The sequence below is a fragment of the Photorhabdus africana genome (assembly GCF_035181445.1).
Taxonomy (GTDB): Bacteria; Pseudomonadota; Gammaproteobacteria; order Enterobacterales; family Enterobacteriaceae; genus Photorhabdus; species Photorhabdus laumondii.
Genome location: NZ_JAXBVE010000014.1, coordinates 36003 through 58862 on the forward strand (window position 1 = coordinate 36003; position 22860 = coordinate 58862).

8 protein-coding genes are annotated in these 22860 nt (G+C 42.6%); all 8 read right to left on the reverse strand.

The genetic code is table 11. From position 1 onward, the window contains the following. Nucleotides 1-596: 596 nt before the first annotated feature. Nucleotides 597-1382, reverse strand: coding sequence for a cupin-like domain-containing protein (locus SLS51_RS10110; protein ID WP_323837920.1), 786 nt, complete (start codon nt 1380-1382; stop codon nt 597-599). Between the two features lie 163 nt (nt 1383-1545). Further along, the gene (locus SLS51_RS10115) at nt 1546-3969 is read right to left on the reverse strand and encodes an acylase (RefSeq protein ID WP_323837922.1); all 2424 of its coding nucleotides are present in this window, start codon (nt 3967-3969) and stop codon (nt 1546-1548) included. Nucleotides 3970-3971: 2 nt separating this feature from the next. Then, entirely contained in the window at nt 3972-4952 is a 981-nt protein-coding gene (locus tag SLS51_RS10120) for a TauD/TfdA family dioxygenase (RefSeq protein WP_323837924.1), read from the reverse strand. Nucleotides 4953-5142: 190 nt separating this feature from the next. After that, entirely contained in the window at nt 5143-5886 is a 744-nt protein-coding gene (locus SLS51_RS10125; protein ID WP_323837926.1) for an aspartyl/asparaginyl beta-hydroxylase domain-containing protein, read from the reverse strand. A gap of 177 nt (nt 5887-6063) precedes the next feature. Next, a complete protein-coding gene (locus tag SLS51_RS10130; RefSeq protein WP_323837928.1) occupies nt 6064-7731 on the reverse strand; it encodes a cyclic peptide export ABC transporter in 1668 nt (555 codons plus the stop codon). 40 nt (nt 7732-7771) lie between these two features. Next, entirely contained in the window at nt 7772-9610 is a 1839-nt protein-coding gene (locus SLS51_RS10135; RefSeq protein WP_323837930.1) for a thioesterase domain-containing protein, read from the reverse strand. 34 nt (nt 9611-9644) lie between these two features. Next, nucleotides 9645-19460 carry a non-ribosomal peptide synthetase gene (locus tag SLS51_RS10140; RefSeq protein ID WP_323837932.1) on the reverse strand — a complete coding sequence of 3272 codons (9816 nt, stop codon included), beginning with the start codon at nt 19458-19460 and terminating at the stop codon, nt 9645-9647. After that, nucleotides 19457-22858, reverse strand: a complete 3402-nt coding sequence (locus tag SLS51_RS10145; RefSeq protein ID WP_323838002.1) for a non-ribosomal peptide synthetase — start codon at nt 22856-22858, stop codon at nt 19457-19459. Before SLS51_RS10145 ends, SLS51_RS10140 begins: the two co-directional genes overlap by 4 nt. Between the last annotated feature and the right edge of the window lie 2 nt (nt 22859-22860).

The window sequence follows — 22860 nt, forward strand, 5'->3', positions numbered from 1 at the left end:
TGCTGGCGGGCAAGAGAAAACAACTTCTTGTAATTGCATTGTGCCGAACCATACAATCTTTGCAGGCTGTAAGCAGCTCAAGATATCTGGAAACAACAGAATACAATGATTCCAGTAAACGATTTCACCACTCAATGCCCTATCCTTTTACCGCATTCGTCACTTTTAATAGTAAGTGCAGGAAAGACATCAGAGTCATACATCTCTTTGAACACGGAGACAACTTCCCATATGGTTGTTCCTTTCTCGCACTGAACCTTAAGTATTAAACCTTTCAGAGATACATCAATTTATTGATAATTCTGGGTTTTCCACACTATACCCGTTATCCTTCAAGTTACCTCTTTGTTGGCTGCACTCGCTCACCCCGGTCACATAGTTCTCTATGCTCCCGGGGATTCGCTCCCTTGCCGTCGCGATGCATCTTGAAATCCATAGGGTATATATCATGGTCGTAGACGTAATATTAGAACGTTCACGACCATGTTCTGGCAAGAGGGATTTATTAACCATGTTGGTTAGATTTATTATTTAAATAAGAAGAAACCGCCACTGAATTTTTCCATTCGGGAGTGACGGCTTAAGCAGAATTCGAGTTAACTTAACTCAGGAATCAACATCCGAATAAAATTTGCTTGTTCCGGTGATATATCATCATCATTATTTATGGAATGCTTAACCAGCTCCAAGTTCGTGTCATTAATAAAATTTTCAGTGATTGAAATTCCTGCCTCCAAATTTTTAACTTGATGATAGTGTGTACAAGGTGTGAAAACAATATCACCAGGATTCTGTATACAATGAATACCTTGAGCCTGAATGAAATCGGGATATAAGACCCGATCAGGGTTAAAAGCATCAACTTTGCCATAACCTATTTTCATTGCTTCTTCCGGCCCATAAAATACCCACTCTTTTCGACCACTCATCACCGCATTCCAAGCATGAGTAGCAGCAATATCCAAATGCATACGAGAGCCACTGTTTTTAGGCCCCATATAAATCCAACGAAGTAATAGTAATGCTGCTTCATTATGCAAAATATCGTCCGCAACACGCTGACGAATTAAGCAAGAAAAGTAGTCAGGAACCTCATAATCATTCACCAACTCTTTAAAATAGAGCGAAAACGGCCACGCAGAGGCATAATAAGGATCGGGTTCTTCCGCCTCTTTTATATAATCAATATAGTCACCAAGAGACATATATTTATTATCTTTATTATTTGATGATCGAAATACTTTTATCAGATGATGACCAAATTTTTGCTGAAAATAGTCCCATGTCCACTTTATTCTTGCTACCCACTGTTCAGCGCCGCCTCGAATAATAAAAGGAATTCTATTTATCATACAAGCAAACACATCCTCTATGGATGGCATGGTGAACTCTACGCATTTCTGATAACCAGAATTAGAAAAATCCATCATATTTATATCGTTCCAAAGAATAAAAATTTCTATAACTGGCTGAAGCAGCCAGTTATAATGCTTATGTTAAAAACATCAAAAAATTTCTTGTGAACCGGCACCAAACAATCTTAATTTAATGTTGGATAACCAATTCCGAAATAGTTGATTGCTGAACTTCTTCTGACCAATAAGGCAACGGCAATAGCTGTTTATAATGAGAATAAAATCTGCTCTGATCTGCAAAATGAGGCGAATCAATATCAGAAGATTGCGAATAAGTCAGTAACCCACGCGCATTAGGTCCTTGTTGATCAAATGCCACCAACATTATCCAACTAGAACCATAACGAATATGATATCCCTGATCAGTTAGCTCCGATTCCAATGCTTCACCACTCACCACATCATTACTCACCGTATAATGATGTTTAGGAAACAGGGTTTCATCCCCATCCCACGGAGCGATCATATTAAAGCCACCTTCTTTTCCAAACAATCCCGGCCAACTCATGCGATTATCTGCCGGTTTACCGTCAGGTGCGGTACTTTCAATAAATTGAAACTGACTCACCGGAGTATCTAAAGCCAGCCCCGCATTATTCACATTAGCAACCGCTCGTGCTAATAAAGTGACAAACTCTTCACTTTGTTTTAATTGGCGTGGCGTTGTTGCCGGGTGGGTTATGTCAAACGGTACGGAAAAATGTTTTTGCTGATCAATTAAAAAAGCTAATTCACGGAATATAATCGCGCCCCGACTATCAGCATTAAATTCACCGTTCCATTGTGATAGCAATTGACATGCCTGAGTAATATCGACCTTCATGCCATTCTCCAATCTAATTAATCGGTTCTGTGTTTTATCACATAGGGCAACCATATCTTTTAATATCAGTTCAGCTAAATATGAACGTTCAGAGAATAACGCCCGTTCTAACTCCATGAGAGAAAATCGCTTATTATCACCCGCCGCATCCTGTATTAGTTGCAATCCCATACGAGTTCTGAACGACAGAGGTTTTTGTTCATTACCGAGAAGTGGAGAAAAACCTTCGAGTAAATGTTCCAGGTTCGTTGCCCAGTGAGAATCATTGGAATTTTGTACATAGGATGTTTCCACAAGTTGTGGGATCTGATCATAACCCAAGGCTTCGGTAAAAATCATTGATGATGAGTTCCCCGGTAAAATAGTCACGCCATACTTCTCGCGTGCTGCCGCCAGAGTTTCGTTATCATTCAACAATTGAATGGCTTCAAGAGACAATGCCGGTACAGCTCTATCACCAATAAAAATACCAACGCCTTCTTTACCGGTTAACAACGTGTTATTAAAAGCCAAACCATTAAAATCTTTATAAGATTGTTTTGCATCGTCAAGACTATCCGCTCGATTCAACGCCAACCAATGATCAATCATATTAAGATTGTAAAGATTGACATCTTTCACGACATAAAATTCAGACTCGGACCAAGCAAAGTCTTCATTTTCAATAATGGGCCCAATATCAGTATAAAAATAATCTTTCGTGACAGTTTCAATACCACTGTCGGTTTTAACTTCAATATGAATTGGCTTCGACATTACCGGCTTAATAACACCATCAATCACATAATTCAGCGGATTGTTAGCAGCAGTTTGCATTTTATAAACAATGACATGTTCAGCCGATGAATAAGTGTGAGTCCAGGCAATATTGTGATTAAATCCAATATTAACAATACCCGGGAAACCAATTAAAGACGCTCCCATGACATCAATCTTTCCATTCATGACATGATGCACTTGCCAAAAACGCATGTCGCCTTCATAAGGAAAATGGGGGTTCGCCAATAACAGACTATTGACTTCTTCAACTTTGTCACGGCCTAATGCCCAACCATTCGAACCAATGGAATAACCATTATTCCTGGATATATTTAAAGACAATTGTTTTTGATCATCTTTATTGGGATCAGCCGCATAATAATCAGCAAGAAATTGAGCAGAACCCGGAAATACCGCTATAGAAAACACATATGCGAGTACATCCTCACGTTGAATAGGCACTACCCATTCTTGATCTCGACAAGCTTTTGGCAAGGTATAACGCCCTTCCTTAACATGGGACAGGTAGGTATTATAACCTGCAACAAATCCATCAATAATTACCTGTGAATCAGCACTTAATTGCGGCCATTTTTCACGCGCCTGTTCCACCAAAGCTAAAACTTTATAACCGAAGTCCTGAATTAAATTCAGTGAGTCTCCTACCTTGTCTCTATCAGCACCAAAGAAACGCGCACGCTCCCCCCTAATGCGCACATAATTATCCGCCATAATGCATATATTATCTTGTGCCTGAGCATAAGCATTGCCAAAACTCAGGCTTCCCAAGTCGGGCGCATAAATATGAGGGACACCATAATGAGTACGAACAATTTTCGCTTCAAAGGCTGTCGTCGTCTTTGCTGAGTAACTTTTAAATCCGCCACAACTTATTGTCAACAGAATAGTTGACAGTAATGCAATTGATTTAAATGATATTGTTTTGAATAATATTGTTTTAAATGATGTCATTTTTATTTTGCCCTTAAAGTGCCTGTATAAAAGCAATCTCTGGCTTTGAATTTTGATTCCAATATTAATGCTCTGAGTAACCAGCGATCATAACCATCGTATCGAGGTTCATATTCACTGCGTGCATGAGCGACTTTACGGTTATCAAATAGCAACATTTCTCCAGGAGATAATATAAAAGCCTCTCTATTTTCATTAATACACTGATTCAACTTTTCCAACGCAGCTTCTGCCTTTGGTGTTAAACAACGCATATAAGCGGGATCAAATATCATTTCTGGCTCTTCATGTTGACTTAATATGGCAACACAACGGCGGCCACCAATATTCGACACAAAGGTCGGATCGACATCGATCTCAAAGTTTGGTTTTTGCAATTCAGCAATAGTTTCAGCATCCAAACGAATATTCTTTGTTTGAAACAAATAAGTTTCAGCATTTTTGTCGCCACGCAGACAATATAAAGCAACCCAGTCCGCTTTTGCATCATGGAAACCATCTTCAACATGCCATTCCAAAAACGCTTTGTTTGTCCCTAACTGCATATTCTTATATTTTTCCATTGGAAAAATATCATCAACAAAATTAAAGTTCTTTTTATTAACAAACGAATAAATATATCCAATTCGAGATAAAATCGTTGATATCAAAGTACGAACACCCGCCACCTCAGGACCATTTGTTTGTTCATAAGATAACGGCGTTAAGCAAAGATCATCAGGGACAGGTAATCCCTTTATCAGCAAATAATTTTCATTCTCTAACGCACGAAAATCAAATAGTTTTTTTTGTAAACGTACAGGCAAATTAAATGATTGATAAAAACATTTCCAATAAAAATCTTCGAAATGATCAATGTCATATTTTAGAGTAGACTCTAACAATTGCTGCTTTAAATATGTCTGTTCTGTTGAGTCAAGCTCAAAAACAAAGTCATCAAATTCCTGAATATCAGACATGATGCATTGCCCTTTTCTATTCATAATAGGCTTCCCTTTTAAACTGTGTTGCTAATAGCCAGCAACACACTCATATCTAGAAAAATATACCCGTTATCTTTCAAGTTGCCTCTTTGTTGGCTGCACTCACTCACCCCGGTCACATCGTTATCTATGCTCCCGGGGATTCGTTCCCTTGCCGTCGCGATGCATCTTGAAATCCGTAGGGTATAAACTAACCAAAAAGTTTACGAATACCGGTAATGATCAAAACCAGTGCTTCTCGTTCTGCAAACGATAAATTGGGATGCCAGATATCCATTAATAAACAAATTCTATGTTTATCTGAACGGTTATAAGCCTCGTGCTGATAAGAATAATCAAAAAGTAAACACTCGCCTTCTTTCCAACATCTGGCTTCATTAGCAACGATGATCTCACAATTGCTAGCAGGAATATCGACCGCAAAATGTAAATTAAGGGTGAAATTCCATAAATCACAATGCGGTTTAATCACCGTACCTGGTTGCAACACCGAAAAGTGAACTTCTAATAGAGGACAATGCCAATCCCGTAATTCATTATTAAAAATATGCCACGTAGCGGGCAAAATATTGGCAACTGCGTTATTAGGCTGACCATTTTTAAATAAATATAACGCTTTCCAATCTTTTTGAGTTCCCAAATAGTGCTCATAATCGGTGATATATTGAGACTCACCGCTGATAACCGCGTTAATTTCCTGTTTTATTTTACCCGCATTATTCATCAATGAGGTGACTAACGGCTGCAACTGCGGAAAAGCATTCGTATCCAACCACGGCGTGGTAGAAAGACCGGGCATGATATATTTGGCATCTGCTTGTAATGGCGCTCTTTGTTGTAGTAAAGGATAAAACATATCCTCTACTCTTTTTAAACAATCATTCCCATATTTTTCTTTAATTCCAGCCAATTGATCTTCAAATAGTTCCAACATTATAACCTCCTGATATCTATTCTCTAATTATATACCTGTCGTCTTTCAAGTTGCTTCTTTGTTGGCTGCACTCTCTCACCCCGGTCACATCGTTATCTATGCTCCCGGGGATTCGCTCCCTTGCCGCCGCGATCCATCTTGAAATCCATTGGGTATAATTACATTTTCCTATTATAACTACGTAGTAGAAATAGCGGGTTCTAAAGCAGCATTTTCTACTTTATTGGGGTGTACATTGATTTCAATATTATCGACTAAACCATTATCCATCGTGATAACTCTGTCAGCGATATGAAAATATTTATCGTCATGGCTAATAACGATGATAGTTTTTCCATTGCGTTTCATTTCAGGAAGTAATTCATGATAGAAAAATTTTCTATAATTAGGGTCCTGATCGGCCGCCCATTCGTCAAATAAATAAATAGGCGCATCTTCCATATAAGAGATAACCAGTGCTAAGCGTTTACGTTGACCATGAGAAAGCTTAGTTGTGGACAATTTGCCATCTTTAACCGTGACTTTTGCTGCTAAATCCAATTTTTTCAGATATTGACAAGTTAACTCATCATCAGCAAGTTCACCTTTTCGATTAATTACCGTATCAAACAGATAAAAATCCGAATGAATAACACTGTACATATTCAAGTAATTCTCTTGGTTATCTTGATTAATCACCTTATCATCTATGAAAATATCACCTTCAGATTTATTCAATAGGCCAATCAACAATTTGGCAAAAGTTGATTTACCACTGCCGTTACCGCCTTTAATAATGATAATTTCGCCGCGCTGAATATCCAGATTAATCGGCCCAACAGAAAAACAGTTCCCTTCACCGGCATACTTAAAGCTGATGGAACGCAGGGAAATTCGAGACCACTCTTTAAATTCTTCTGTGTTGGTTAACGTTGGTTCCATTGATAAGTTTTCAGAAAATCTCAAGCGATCAATCTTACGCAGAGAGATGAGCGCTTTTACTATGGTTTCTTGTGAGGATAAAATAAAATCAACAGGGCCCAGTAAAAAGGTCATAATAAAGACAAAGGTAAGAATATCGTTACTTTCCCCTATCCCCCACATCACATGAGAAAATAAAATAGTACCAAGGACCAGAAATAATAGTATTTGTCCCCAATTCTCATTCAATTTCCAGAAAATTTCTGATTTAAGATCAGAGTCATTGATCTTTTCTAATGATGGTAAAACACCTCGATTAAAAAATGAATGTTTACGCTTCTCATTGTTATTAAGTTCTTTAACCCCATCCACCAGACTTTTAAACTGTTCATGAAGAGTATCATAATCATCACGATATACCTCATCATAAGCTTCGGCTTTGCGGATGAAATAACGCGAAACCAAAAGCCCTAATGGCAGAATGACCAGCGTGACCATAAATAGATCAATCGATTTGAATGCCAGAAAACCTAAACATGCAATTACTGTAATCACATGATAAATAAACTGCGGCATGGTAGAAATCGCCCTGGCAATATCACTGACATCAGATGTCAAGCTAGCCTGAACTTTATGTCCTCCGATACTATCCAAAATAGCATAAGGAGTATTCAAGATACGTTTCACTAAGGTACTACGAACTTCAAAAATAATTTTGATACTTAACTTTGTCATTAGGTAATTAGCAAAAGAGCTCACAATAAATAAACACGCGAGCCCGATAAAGAACCTAACTGTCCATGATAATAAGTCAGCACTAATCTGTTCCAATGCATCATCGGTAATTAAGGAAATTAGCCAAATACTAAAGAAAGCACTAAAAGCACCCACAATACTATTAAGAATAATTTTTAACCGATTGGCTTTAACCAAATCAGAGATCATCGAGATTAACTCCTAAATAAGATTTTACTATTGCCAGACTTTAACAATCTTTATTTTGCCATAAAGTGATATTCCATCCTCCCATAAAACTTCGGCTAATTATTTTTGGCGTTAACCAAAAACAGTGTTGATAAAGAGTATCATCACCATTAATTTGCAAAATAAACACTTTATAACCTTTGTCATAAATATCTGTTTTTAACCGCCGTAGCAGTTGTTTAAGCTGACCATCCAAAAAACGATCAAAGTTATAAATAACCACATGGTTTTCATTAAATTGGTAATTATTTACATCGGTCTGTATTATCTCAATGTGATTTTTTTTATTTATAACGTTAATATTTTGCTGTGCAATTAACGCCAATGATTCAACAATTTCTACTCCGGTAATTTTGCTAAAATTGTAATTAGACGCACATATAATCGACCGCCCTTTCCCACATCCCAAATCGACAAATTCAAAGTCACTGTACTCGATCGGCAGAGATATTAATGCCTTATGAATCACACTGTAATGAGCCGGTATAAAGTAAGTGCAATCGTAAGAATTGACATGCGATTTATCGTCAAAATAAACGCCATTAGTTTGAACACCTAAATATTGATCTTGGCTATCCTGTTGATCAATCGAGTGAAAAACGTCATCAGGTTTCGTGATGCCAAAAATAATCCATAATAAGTGATACAACTCTTCTCCTCGTTGTACCTGAATTTTATTATCCAATATCGCCTTAGCGATAGTGATTGCGGGTTCCTCACTGGCTACGCACGCTATTAATGAATCCACACTGATTTCAATCTCACTATAAAAATCATATTGTTCATACATTGCATCATCAGCGTTGAAATTAATATGTACACGGCCATCCGCTATCTCAATAAACCAACGTCCGACCGGTGATATCCTCACTCGGTGGCAATGATTGATGTCATTTGCAGGCCGATAAATATCGGCCCGATATTGCACAATGTCGAGCAATTCCTGATAGGTTAAATTCGATTTTTTGAATGAAGGTTCTGGTCGGTAACGTTGTAGCAATATAGCCTCTGCCAGAGCTTCAACGTAACCCGGTTTTAATACTGAATAATGATCACCACTTACCATGCCACTAATAATCGGTTGGGTGACATAATCTTGTAAGGAGGCAATAATTTTCTCTTTTTCTGCCCGTAGTTGTATAGAGGTTTCGCAATAAATGAATGTCATCTTACCCTTTAACCTGGCCGATGGTACATAATTGCAAGTCATCTTAGAGTAGCTTTTATAAACTTCAATCAAGCTTTCTAAAGCTTCGCCTTCAATGCCTTGAGCTAACTCGGCAGTCACTTCATCGATCTCCTCGCGGGTATAAGGCTGTTGCTCATAGGCGATAAGAAAACTATCAAGTGCTATCAAGTCAACCGTTTTTCCTGCGTTTTCCAACGCCAAAGCGACCTCGAAAGCAACACATGCCCCCACACAATCACCCACCAGTCGATAATGCTCTTGAGGATAAGCTTGCAAAAGTAATGCCGCATAACGTTCAGCCAATGTTTTGACAGTCACTGTTTTCCCTGCCAAGAATAGGGACGTTGCATCAAATACCTTGAGGCAGAAATCGTTTTTTATTTCTCGGGCTAAATCAATAAAAGATGATACTGGAGCACCTGCGCCAGGAACCAAAAATAATGGCGTTTGGTCAGTACCCAATGACACCAATTTAATGGCGTCATCTGGTGCTAAAAAAGCAATAATGTCAGCTTTATTAGCAATCACCAGGTTTTTTAGTTCAGGGGTAAAAACACAACCTGACATGACCTTAAAACCCAATTTGCCCTGCTCAACAAATAACTGCACTCCCGCAGCCGAAGTTTGCCGAATAATATCAACGACTCGCATTATTCCACCTTTTTATCAGCGTCTATTTTTATCATCATAACCAGCCTTCTTCTGCCACCGCGTTATGTTCCTGATTGGCTTGTTCTGCCTGTTGCAACTGCTTACGCTCAATTATCAGTGCCAGTATTGCCAGATCACTGGCCGTCATGATATCGGCAACGCTTACCGCTATAGCAAAAGTCTGTTGTATCTGATGTAAAAACCTCAGCAAGGTTAAGGAGTTCCCGCCCAATTCGATAAAAGAGGCGGTTAAACTCACCATGCTTAACGGTAATTTCAGTGCATCGGCACACAGTTGTACCAATTGTTTTTCAATTTCAGTTTCTGCAACGCGCTCTAACCCACGCGTAATGCAAGGTTTTGGCTCAGGTAGGACAGCAAAATTCACTTTACCATTAGCCGTGGTTGGTATAGCAGCTATCACGGCATATAGGGTTGGCACCATATATTCTGGTAATCGGGTTTTCAGTTGCTCTCTTATCGAGGGGATGACAGCCTCAGTTTCAGCACCCTCTGGCATCACCAGCCAGGCACATAGCTGTTTTTCGCCGGTTGCATCGACAGTCACTCGCACAATACTTGTCGCCACACCATCAATCGCTGACAGTGCTGACTCTATTTCGCGGGTTTCGATACGAAAACCTCTGATCTTGACCTGATTATCAAGACGACCGACATAAACCAGTTCCCCCTCGTTATTCCAATAAACACGATCACCGGTTTTATATAAGCGTGCTGTTTGTTCCGGCAAGATAGCCATTTCAACAAACTGTGCCGCATTTTGCTCCGGGTTATTCACATAGCCCAAGCTTAAAGCATCACCCGCAATGTAGAGTTCACCTATAACATCTGGCGGTACCAATCCACCCAGAGAATCCAAAACATAGGTCTGACAATGCGCCAAAGGACGTCCTATCGGCACCACTGAGTTTGTTGAGGTATCGAGTTGTGTGACATCGATAGCGGTTGCCACAATGGTTGTTTCTGTCGGTCCATAGGTGTTGAATAAACGGATCTTTCCGTCTGTTTTTTGTTGCCATAGCGCCAATAACTCCATTCGCATGGCTTCGCCACCAACGATGCATATCTTCAAATGCTCAACCAGTTGTTCAACATCGCCGACAGTTAGTTGATACGTCCACTCATGCCATAAGGCTGTGGGCACTGAAATCAGGGTGACTTTTTGTGCATCAATGATCTGACATAGCTGTTTAACGCTATACGCTGTTTTATGACTATCCAGAACCAGACGACCACCGGAAAATACCGACAACATTAATTCTTCGATAAAAATATCAAAACCAATGTTGGCAATTTGCAATACCGCGTGGGCAGAATTTGTCGGATAACAGCGTTGAACCGCCTCATAATAGCTCAGTAAATTGTGATGACTGATCTTAATGCCCTTAGGCGTACCCGTTGAACCCGAGGTATACATGATGTAAGCAACACGCTCTTGCGCTGATAATGCCACTTCTTGTGCCACAACCGCAGTATCAACCGATTCAATCTCATCAACCATAACAATACGTTGTTCATCAACAGGCAAAGTGTGGCTTTCAGAACGTTGTGAAACAATAAGCTGAATATCCGCATCATTAATAATATGGGCAATGCGTTCTGGTGGATAATCGGTTGCCAATGGCACAAACGTTGCGTTCACCTTCAAAATAGCCAAGACACTAATGACCACCTCGGGACTACTTGATAAATAAATACCCACCGTATCATTTACCCCGATACCCCGCGCAATAAGGCGTGTCGCCAGCTTGTCAGCCGCTAACGCCAACTGAGCATAATTCATGCTTCCCCAAGGCCCTGACAAGGCCACTTCATCAGGTATCTGATGCGCAATTCGGGCAAATAATTGCGTCAGAGATGGGCACTCATTCGCAATAGATGACGCATTATGGGCTAATTGATGCAAGTGTTGGATTTGACCTGATGCCAGATAATCCGCATGCCCCAAGCGATGATGTTGTGAAGCTAACATCGATTTTATTGCCGTTTCATAATAGGCCAATATTTGAGCTGCCTGATGGGTTCCAAACACCGATTGGGTCAACGCTAATTGCAGAACCAGAAAACGATTAGCGGAACTATGATGGCAAACAAAATCATAACCATAATCAACTCGTTCATATTCATGATCATCAGCCTGCTCAAGCTCAACATCTTGAGTTGTCTGTAACTCATCAGACACATGAAAATCGACATAGTTAAACAAAGCGCCAGAGTAATCACACTTGAATTCTTCTTGCATCATAGCAACCGGATAATGCCGATAAGGCCAGCTTGCCGTGCTATATTCGGTTAATTGCTGAATCAACGACGCCCAAGTTTGTTGATGGATATCGGCATTAACCGGCGGCGTATTTAAGAATAATCCAAGACAAGATTCAGCGCCCTCCACTTCAAGTCTGCCGTGGCTTACCACCGAACTGGTTATGGAATCAGTGCCATTGATTTTCGCCAAGACATAAACATGTACCGCCAACAGCAAGGTGCGCACCGGTACTTTTAAGTGCGTCGCAAGTTGTTGCAAATCGTCTTGTAAATAAGATAGTTCAAGGCGAGCAGCATAATGTTGTGTTGACCCTTTTCCGGTCCAGTCAGGGAGTACCGCCGCGTTGGCGATGTGCTGCCAATAGGCTTTGTGTTCAGGATCATCAATCGCAGCCAGTTCTTCAGCAATGTATTCACCGTAATGCGGTAAGTCGGCTCTTGGTGGAATAGAACCGCCAGACAACAGCGATAAATAGTTTTCCATAAACTCAACTTTTAGGTTGGAGACACTCCAACCATCAAGAATGGCATGTTGATGGGACAAAACCAGCGCAAATGTATTATTCGCATCAATAAATACATGAACTCGCCACATTAATTCATTTTCAGCGAAAAAGTGGCTATTTTCCTGTTCTAAACAGTGCACTAATTGATGCTCAAATTCCTGCGCGGAAAGGTGGCGATAATCATTAAGCGTAACCGGCAAAGCAATCGTTTTATGAATATATTGCAATGCTCTGCCTAATTCGAAGTTGTATGTCGCACGCAATAACTCATGGCGTTGTACTATGGCATTAAATGCTTGACGAAACGCTTGTTCACTCCATACGGCATCAATCGAGTAATGTTCTACAATGTGGTAACTTTCATCTTTTAGCTGATGATAAATAGACCCCATTTGCAAACTCGACAATGAATATGCATCATCCAATGCGGAGGGCTCCTTTAATGCCGCCCGTTCGTCATCAGTGAGTAATGAAAATGCGTGATAAGTCTCTTTAGAAGAGACATTTTTGTGGTTTAAATCAGGTAACTGCTGCGTTATTTCATCAATACTTTGATAGGCTAAAATATCTTTTACACTGAGTGCCAAACCCGCCTGTTTAGCCATTGCAACAACACGCACAATTAATATTGAGTCACCACCCAAAGCAAAGAAATTATCGTAACGACTCACTTTCTCCTGCTTCAAAACAACGGCAAAAATAGACGCTAATGTTCTTTCAACATCATTTTGTGGCGCAACATATTCAGTACTGGTAAAAGCGCTGGCTTCCGGTGCAGGGAGTTTTTCTTTATCCACTTTTCCGGTAATCGTCACCGGGAAAGCATTCAGACAGACAAATGCACTGGGGATCATGTAATGAGGTAATTGATGCCGTAGCTGTTCTCTGATCTGTTCAACCAATAACGGTTGTGGCGTTTGGAGATAAGCAATAATTTGTTTATTGCCCGGCTCAATTTCCCGCACCACGGCAATAGCATTCTGCACATCAGGCAATGCACGAAGTTTGGCCTCAATTTCAGCCAGTTCAATACGGAATCCACGCAGTTTTATTTGATCATCATTACGCCCTAAAAACGCCAGCGTTCCATCAGATTTTAATCTCGCTTGATCACCCGTGTGATAAATGTAACCACAACGACCAGAAAGGTTGTCTTTAACAAATTTTTGTTGCGTTAATTCGCTATTGCGGTTGTAACCTCTTGCCAAACCAGGGCCGCCTACCGCAATTTCACCCACCACCCCCATAGGCACAGGCTCGCCATAAGCATCAAGGATATAAATGTAGGTATTGGCAAACGGCGTACCGATGGGAACATAGGCATCGTCAGGCAAGGAGAGATGCGTCACATCACCGTAACTGGCATCAATCACTGATTCTGTTTGCCCATAAATATTGAAACAACGGGCATCGGTATGCATCAGCTTTTGCAATCGGTTCAAATCACGACCATACCAAGCTTCGGAACCCACTAATATATGGCGCAGTGAATTCAATCGAACCCTGTTTTGTTCAGCATAATCGAGTAAATTTCTCAGAATGACCGGCACAAAGTCACCAAACGTCACGTGTTGTTGTTCGATAAGCTGATACAAAGCTTCTGTGGTAATTAAATCCGACTTGCGGCAAATCACCAAGCGGCCACCGGTGGTCAAGCTCTTAACGATATCACCCAGAAAAATATCCACAGCCAAACCCGCCATTTGCAATACGGTTGGTGGCTTCTGGAATAAGCCAAATACCGCATCCCAACCATACAAACGCGCAATCATCGCCGTGTGCTCAACCATCACGCCCTTGGGATGACCCGTTGTTCCTGAGGTGTAAGTCATGTAAGCCAAATTGGTCGCGGTTGAATGACGCTGCGTCGCCGCAATATGGGTCTCAATCCGTGACCGGCTTAATATTTCATCCAATCTCCAGACGTTGTACGCCGAAGCCACCTCAGTAGGCAAACACTGAATATCATCAACCACAACTAATGGCGCACCACTATCTTGAAGAATGTATTCAATCCGCTGCAATGGCTGATCAGCATCAAATGGCACATAGGCTAAACCCGCCTTTAAGATGCCAAGTACGGTAATCACCGAGGCCGCAGTACGCTCCATGCAAACCGCAATAAAGGAATCTGGTGTATAAGCTTTGTCCAACAAAAAGTGAGCGACCTGATTAGCCTGAGCGTTCACTTGCCGATAAGTGAGATGCAGATCGCCGTCAATAACCGCTGTTTGTTCTGGACTCCGTTCTACCTGCTCTTCAAACAATTGATGAATGCACTTATCAGTAGGATAAGGCTGCCAATTGTCATTAATATCGACCAACAGATATTGTCTTTCCTGCTCAGTTAACACCGGCAGTTTCGTCAAAGGAGCCGTTTGATATTGCTCACTCACTAATGCAGACAGTAAAGTCAGGAACCGTTGGCTGAATCGGGTTATTGTTGACCGTTCAAACAGTTCACAGTTGTATTCAAAACTAAAATCAAGACCGTTCTCACTTTCACTGGCATCTAAGGTCAAATCGAACTGGGCCGTGACATGTTCGCTATCAAGGTACTCAAATTCGACGTCGCTCAATTGCAATACCTTGGATTCATTGGTATCCATCGAGAATACGATTTGGAATAGCGGCGAATAACTTGTACTCCGCTCCGGCTGCATTTTTTCAACCAACAATTCAAACGGCAGTAACTGATGCGCTTGAGCATCAATATTAACCCGGCGAATATGTGACAGATATTCAGCAAACGTGAGATCGGCTTGGTATTGGGTGCGCAGCACCAGCATATTGACGAAAAAGCCGATAAGTGGCTCAACTTCCGCCTGCAAACGATTCGCAACCGGCGTCCCGATGACAATATCCTGGCTTTGTCCATGACGGGCAAGTAACAGGGTAAATGCCGCATGCAATACCACAAACAGGCTCGTATTATGTTGACCGGCAAGCGATTTGAGCCCAATTAACAGAGAGTTATCGGCACTAAATTCAAATAGCCCGCCACGGCTGCCAAGTTGTAATGGACGCGGGTAATCCAACGGTAAGTCATGTACAGGTGGCAATTCATGAAGCTGAGTTAGCCAGTAGTTAAGATCCGTTTGTAACGTTTCACCCTGTAGTTGTTGCCGTTGCCAGACCGCATAATCTTTATATTGAATGGGTAGCGATGGCAAAGCCGGTTGCTGACTGCCTTTAAGCAGTTGGCGGTATATGTCGATAAACTCATCAGCAAGCACTTTGATTGACCAACCATCTGATGCGATATGGTGCATGTTGAAGACCATAACACACTGATCTTCGGCTATCTTTAGATAGGCCGCTCGCAGCATGACATCGTTAGCTAAATCAAATGCCCGCTCCGCGTGCTGCTGAATAAATTCTTGCACCTGCTGCTGACAACTTTTTTCCCCAAGGATTTGATAGTCAATACGGTCAATCTTCACGGTTACCTTGTCCAACACTTCCTGCCATGCACCGGCGGTATCATGCCGATAGACCGTTCGCAGCACTTGGTGGCGTTGGACAATCATGTTTATCGCACGTTCAGCGATAGCGAGATTGAAGTCCCCTTTGATGGTTAATGCCAGCGGCATATTATATTGAGGCGTTTGCCCATCTAACTGGTCAATAAACCAAAGCCGTTGCTGGGAAAACGACAACGGAAGCCGCGCCATTTCAGCGACAGGCGTAATTGGCGCTATCGCTGCATTGCCGCTAGTTGCTCTTTGTTGTTCAGCGATCAATTGCGCCAGTTCCGCCAAGGTTTGGCTTTCAAAGACGCCCCGAACAGAGATCGATACGGCCAAGGTTTTCTGGATCTCCGATACCAACTTAATCGCCAACAGGGAATGTCCCCCTAGCTTGAAAAAGTTATCGGTACGGCTCACTTTAGGATGGCCTAACAACTGCTGCCACATATCAGCCAGTTGTTCCTCCAGCTCCCCTTGCGGGACACTGTCGTTCTCCGGTAACGGCTCTTGCGTCTCCACACTCAGCAACGCGTTGTAGTCAACTTTTCCGTTTACCGTCATTGGAATATCGGCTAGCGCAATAAAGGCATTGGGGACCATATATTCCGGCAAGGTTTGGCTTATTTGTTCCCTCAATGTGCCTAGCTCCAGCGGCGTATCCGCAACGTAATATGCAACCAGTTGTTTATTGCCGTTAAGCTCAGCAGCGGTGACAACGGCCTGCCTCACCCCATCAATCGCAATAAGTTGGTTCTCAATCTCACCCGGCTCAATGCGGAAACCCCGAATTTTTATCTGGCTATCCTTGCGCCCGATATATTCAAGCTCACCATGAACATTAAACCTCACCAGATCGCCGGTTCGGTAAAGTCGTTCAATCTCACCGTCGAAAAAAGCAACCTGGATGAAACTTCTCTGCTGCTCTTCAGGTCTGTTTAAGTAACCGCGGGAAACACCTTTACCACCAACAACTAATTCACCAATGACGCCTTGTGGCACTAGATTCAAACACTCATCAACAATATAGGCTTTAACATGACCACATACCTTGCCAATAGGCACCGATTGCTCAATCTGCAACGCGGATTCAATCAAGTAGTAACTCGCCAAGACGGTTGTTTCGGTCGGCCCGTAGGTATTCATCACCGGAGGACGGTTTGCTGATGCGAACCAATGTCTGACAATTTCAGCATTAATGGCTTCACCGCCAACGATAACCAACCGTAGCGTGTCAGGCACTAAAGCGTCGCCACTACTCACCTGATGCCAAAATGCGGTGGGTAAACTCATTACGGTGATATTGTGCTGACCACACTGTTGCCAAAATAGGTCAGCGCTGTCGAGCCAATCATCGTTCCTCAATACCAAAGTGGCCCCTGCGCTTAGGGTGACAAAACACTCTTCAATGGAAATATCAAACGCAAATGAGGAGAACTGTAATATGTTGTCGTCAGGTTTAACGGCATACATTGCCAATGCTGCCGCCACAAAATGGCTCAACTGCGTATGCTCTACCATGACCCCTTTAGGTTTGCCCGTCGATCCAGAGGTATACATGACGTAGGCAAGTTCATCCAAGCGATGGTTGATATTCGGATTATCCGATGCAGCCCCTGAAAACTGTTCCACTTCCGCAGTTAACCGCTCAACAATGACATTCAGTTCAGCAAACTTGTCTGCATATCTGTTGTTGGTCAATACGACTGCCGGCCGGCAATCCGCAATAATGTGATTAATTCGGGATTGAGGATTGTCAACATCAATAGGGGTGTAAGCAGCGCCTGCTTTCAGTACAGCCAACATACTGACAATCATCTCAGGGGAACGAGGTAAACATAACGCGACAATATTGCCCGGCCTAACCCCCTTTTCGATTAGGTGATGCGCCAATCGGTTAGCCCGCTGGTTTAATTCGCGATATGTCAGGGTTTGCGTTTCGCCTGCAACCTGCCATACCAAAGCAGTCGCATCGGATCTTTGTGCTGCCTGACGCTCAAACCGACATTGCACAGATTCTGTCGTTGTTGCAATAGAAGACGGTATCGCCAGTTGTTGCCCTAATCGGCGCTTTTCGTCTTCATTTAACAACGCTAAAGAGTCTAATGTTTTATAAGGATTTTCGGCGATATCAATCAACAAGACTGCAAACGATTTGAGTAACCTTGCAATCGTGTCTTCATGAAATAGGCTACTGTTGTATACCACTTCAAACAGAATCGTGTCATTGTCATCAATCGCATCGAGTTCCAAATCAAATTTAGAGAATGCTTCACCCGAAGATACCGGCGAAAACACCACGTCATCCAGTCGCGATTCACCGGCCTCGGTCGTATCCATTGAGAACAGGAACTGGAATATAGGTGAATAAGCGATGCTCCGACTCACCGCCAATTTCTCCACGAGAACATCAAACGGCAAATCCTGATTCATTTGTGCTTCAATGTTGACTTGCTTTACATGCTGCATAAACTGCATGAAATCAATCTTGCCCTGATATTCGGTTCTCAACACCAGCGTATTGACAAACAACCCAATCAGTGGCTGTAACTCTTTCTGTTTACGGTTGGTGGCCGGCGTACCAATGACAATATCCGTTTGCCGGCTGTAGCGAGCAATAAATACTGAGAATGCGGCGTGCAATAACATAAACAGGGTCGCACCGGCATTGCCTGCATGTTTACGCAACATCGCCGAAGATTGCCGCTCCAATCGGAATCGCACCTTAACACCATTGTTGGTCTGTTTCACCGGCCGCTGAAAATCTAATGGAAATTGGTGAACTTGCGGTATATCCGCTAATTTTTGTTGCCAATAATCAAGTTGCGCATCAAACACCCCGTCTGCAATCCATGACTGCTGAGTGTAAGCATAATCTGCATATTGTACGGACAATTCCGGCAAGGATTCCGGCAGATTTTGCTTAATCGCTTGATAATGGGCGACAAATTCTTCCATCAATAGCGAGAAAGATAATCCGTCTCCCGCAATATGGTGCAAATTGATGATAAGGAATTGCCGCTGAATATCCGTGGTAAAAAAGTCGATCCGGACCATGAGATCTTTTTGTAAGTCAAACGGAGCAGAAACATACTGATAAAATATCGCTTTCAGTTCGGCAGGTTCACATGTCAAGTGCCGAACATTGATTTTTGCCTTAACATTTGTCTGAATCTCTTGCCATACTTCGCCCTGCCCTTCTCGATAAACTGAACGCAACACTTCATGGCGTTCAACAATTCGTTGCATGACTTTTTCAGCCATCGTTAAATCGAATGCACCACTCACTTCCAACACGGTCGCCATATTGTAATGTTCGCTGCTGCCAAAGAGCTGGTCGATGAACCACAGGCGTTGTTGTGCAAAAGAGAGAGGTAATCGAGTCAGCCCTCTGTCGACGATCTTGATCGGTAATGGATTTGATTGTTGCCCTTGCAGATACGCAATAATTTCTACCTTATGCGTTCTCAACTCAGTCAGCATATCCTGCGATACCGCGCCTTTAGGCGCGTTCAGCTTAAGCGAGTCAGATTCAAGGTATACCATAATGTCTTGCTGTTTTAAGTCAGCTAAAAATGCGGCGATATTCACAGTTCAACAACCTCCCTTTCTCCCCCAATCTGTTTCTGTCGTTCGGCAAGCTGCTGCTCAACATACTGTGCTAAAGCAAACAACGTGTCATAGACATAAAAATCCTTCACGGACAGTTCGATCTTCAATTCTTCACTGATGGCACTGCCGAGTTTGACAAATTGCAGTGAGTGAATGCCGAGCTGTACAAACCGGGCCTCAATATTGATGGGCGTCAACCCAAGCTCTCTATGGAACAAGCCAGCTAACTGCTTTTCAGTTGCCGTTTCTGGTGATGTAAAAGGCTCTTTAGCAATATTTTCCATGCCTGGCGCAGGCAGGGCTCTACGATTAACTTTGCCATTCTCAGTCAGCGGCATTTCCGGCAATAACACATAGAAGCTGGGCCACATAAACTCCGGTAAGATGCGCTCGACTTTATCGCGCTGTTCTCGTATGTCGAGCAGCGACGGAGCCACCAAATAGGCCACCAAGGATTGCCGCTGCTTGTCATCCTGTCTCACGCAAACCACAGCATCCGCGACATCAAAATGAGTGCGGATACAGTGCTCAATTTCGCCCAATTCGAGACGAAAACCGCGCAATTTCACTTGGAAATCATTTCGGCCAATGTAGGCAATTTCGCCTGATGGCAACACCTTCACTAAATCACCGGTGCGATATAGCCGTTCGCGGTTACCTTTAGAATCCAAATGATCAATAAAACGTTCAGCCGTCAGTTCCGGGCGGTTCAAATACCCTTTTGCTAATCCGACACCACCGACATACAGTTCTCCCACTACGCCGACCGGACATTGGGAGCGATCTTTTGCCAACACAGAAAGTGACACATGGGGAGCGGGACGACCAATCGTGACTGGCTCAGTCGCCTTTTCAAAGATTTTCAGCGAAGACCATACCGTGGTTTCCGTTGGCCCATATTCGTTGACAAGCGTTGCCTGAGGCTGACACTGGAAATGTTTTGTCTTTACGTTATCCGACAAATTTTCGCCGGCGCAAATCACTTTACGTAGTGAATGTCCGACAAGGTAATCAAGAACAGCATCGTAGAAACTGGGAATAAAAAGAACGTGGCTAATTTGTTGACTGTCTATCAGCTTCGCCACATACGATGCATCTTTCGCATCTTGAGGGGCCATTAAATGCAACGTTGCACCGCTGCCAAGCCCCCAATATATCGCTGGAATCGATGAATCGAAAGCAAAGGAGGAAACCAGTAAAAATGTCTCCGGTACTATCGAGTATGAATTAAACCGCCCAGCAGTGGATGCGCTCAACGCCCCATGCGGGATCATCACCCCTTTAGGATTTCCCGTTGAACCCGAGGTATAAATGACATAAGCAAGGGAATCCGCTGTCACACTTGAGGTCAACATCGGTTCAGTACGGGACTGGGCGACAATTTCAGTCTCATCAAGCAAGATAGTGCAAACGCTATCCGTTGGTAAATCGACCTTATTGATACTCTTGTTATCGACGATAACTAAACCAACATGGCTGTCAGCCAAGATAAAACTTAACCGCGCTACAGAATAAGTGGGATCTAATGGCAAATAAGCACACCCTGCTTTCAATATCGCTAGCATGCTGACAACAAAGTCAATGCCAGGCTCCATCAAAATAGCAACCAACGGGTTGTTGTCGGCACCTTTAGTCAATAATAATTGAGCGATCTGATTAGCCCTTGCATCAAGTTCAGCAAAACTGAGGCTTTGTTCCTGATAGCGAATGGCTACTCGCTCAGGATACTCAGCCGCCCGCTGTTGAATAAGCCGATGCACAAAAGGTTGCTCCTCAGGCAGTTGCCAGGCTGATTGATGAGATTTGTCCAACACAGCTTGTTCCTGCTCACTGATGATCGCCAATTGATTAATTGGCCTATCACCGTTGACCGCAATATGCGCCAACAACAACTGCATATTTTCAGCAAAACGGGCGATGGTGTCCGAATTAAAGAGCCCTTGATTAAACTCAAAAATCAGCGACAGTCCGTCCTGATCTTCTGCTGCGGTTAAGGTCAAATCAAACTGCGTTTGTCCCCTTTGTTCCATAACCTCTTCAAATTCAACATCAGCAAGTTCTAGCTGTTGAGATTCATAATTTTGCATTGAAAAAAGCACTTGGAATAAGGGAGTAAACGCGGTGCTTTGCTCAGCCAGCAACTTCTCGACTAATAATTCGAATGGAATGGCTTGATTGCTCTGTGCATCAAGGTGCACCTGCCTTGCACTCTTCAACAACGCATTGAATGTCAGCGTCGGTGTACAATCCAAACGCAATACGAGCGTATTGAGGAAACAGCCAATCAGCGACTCCAGTTTCTGTACCGGCCGACTTGTAATAGGTGTCCCAATAACCACATCCGGGTTATCACTGTAGCGAGCCAGCATCACCGCAAAAGCGGTATGCAACAGCATGAATAACGTGGCATTTGCATCCACCGCTAATCGCTTGAGTTTACTCACCGTCTCCGTTGAGATCTTTTGTGTGTATATTGCGCTACGCATATCCAATTTTTGCGGGCGCGCATAATCCAACGGCAATTCATGAACCAATGGCAAGTTAACTAGCTGTTGTTGCCAATATTGCAACTGCTCGTCAAACAGTTGCTGAGTTTCAGCTTGATTCTGCCAGTAGGCATAATCCGAATATTGCAATTCAAGCTCAGTCAGCAAAGCGGGTTTACCATGAACAATTTGCTGATAAAGCAGGGTAAATTCATCAACCAATATCGCCAGAGACCAGCCATCAGCAGCAATATGGTGCAAATCAAAAAACAATACGCCGGTCAACGGCTTATCAGATGTCTCTGATTTTAGACCAGAGGCCAAATAAGCCACTCTTAGCGGTAAATCTCTACTTAAGTCAAACCTTCTCTGTCTCTGCCCCTCCAGCCAATCTTCTATGTGTTGCTGTTGGTCAACACCATCGGCAAGGGTGTCTTTGTCAATTTGGAAAACATAGTCGTTCAACACGACTTGTGCGGGCATGCCCTGTGATTCCTGATAAACCGTTCGTAAAATTTCATGTCGCTTAAGAATGGCATCTATCGCCTGACTCGCGGCTTCCAAGGAAAATTGACCATATAAATTGAACGCGGTTGAAATCTTATACTGACGTTCAATGGTAGAAACCTGTTCGACCAGCCAAAAACGGCGCTGAGCAAAGGATAACGGTGCCTTGGTAAGGTGCCGACGTTGTAATAACGAAAACTTCTGTTGCCCCTCTACCTCTGTATGAGAGAGAAAATCAATAATTGCTTGTTTGTTTTGTTTAATAAATTTTCCCTGTTCAGGTGTAATGGCACCCAGAGCAGACTGAGATTTTAACGTCCCATTTTCAACAAAAAGACGCACTTCCTGCTCGGACAATCTATCAATAAAGCCTTTTAGGTTCATAA

Coding starts and splice junctions, on each gene's coding strand:
- SLS51_RS10110 (WP_323837920.1), bottom strand. CDS start 1,382: ATGCCATCCATAGAGGATGTGTTTGCTTGTATGATAAATAGAATTCCT.
- SLS51_RS10115 (WP_323837922.1), bottom strand. CDS start 3,969: ATGACATCATTTAAAACAATATTATTCAAAACAATATCATTTAAATCA.
- SLS51_RS10120 (WP_323837924.1), bottom strand. CDS start 4,952: ATGAATAGAAAAGGGCAATGCATCATGTCTGATATTCAGGAATTTGAT.
- SLS51_RS10125 (WP_323837926.1), bottom strand. CDS start 5,886: ATGTTGGAACTATTTGAAGATCAATTGGCTGGAATTAAAGAAAAATAT.
- SLS51_RS10130 (WP_323837928.1), bottom strand. CDS start 7,731: ATGATCTCTGATTTGGTTAAAGCCAATCGGTTAAAAATTATTCTTAAT.
- SLS51_RS10135 (WP_323837930.1), bottom strand. CDS start 9,610: ATGCGAGTCGTTGATATTATTCGGCAAACTTCGGCTGCGGGAGTGCAG.
- SLS51_RS10145 (WP_323838002.1), bottom strand. CDS start 22,858: ATGAACCTAAAAGGCTTTATTGATAGATTGTCCGAGCAGGAAGTGCGT.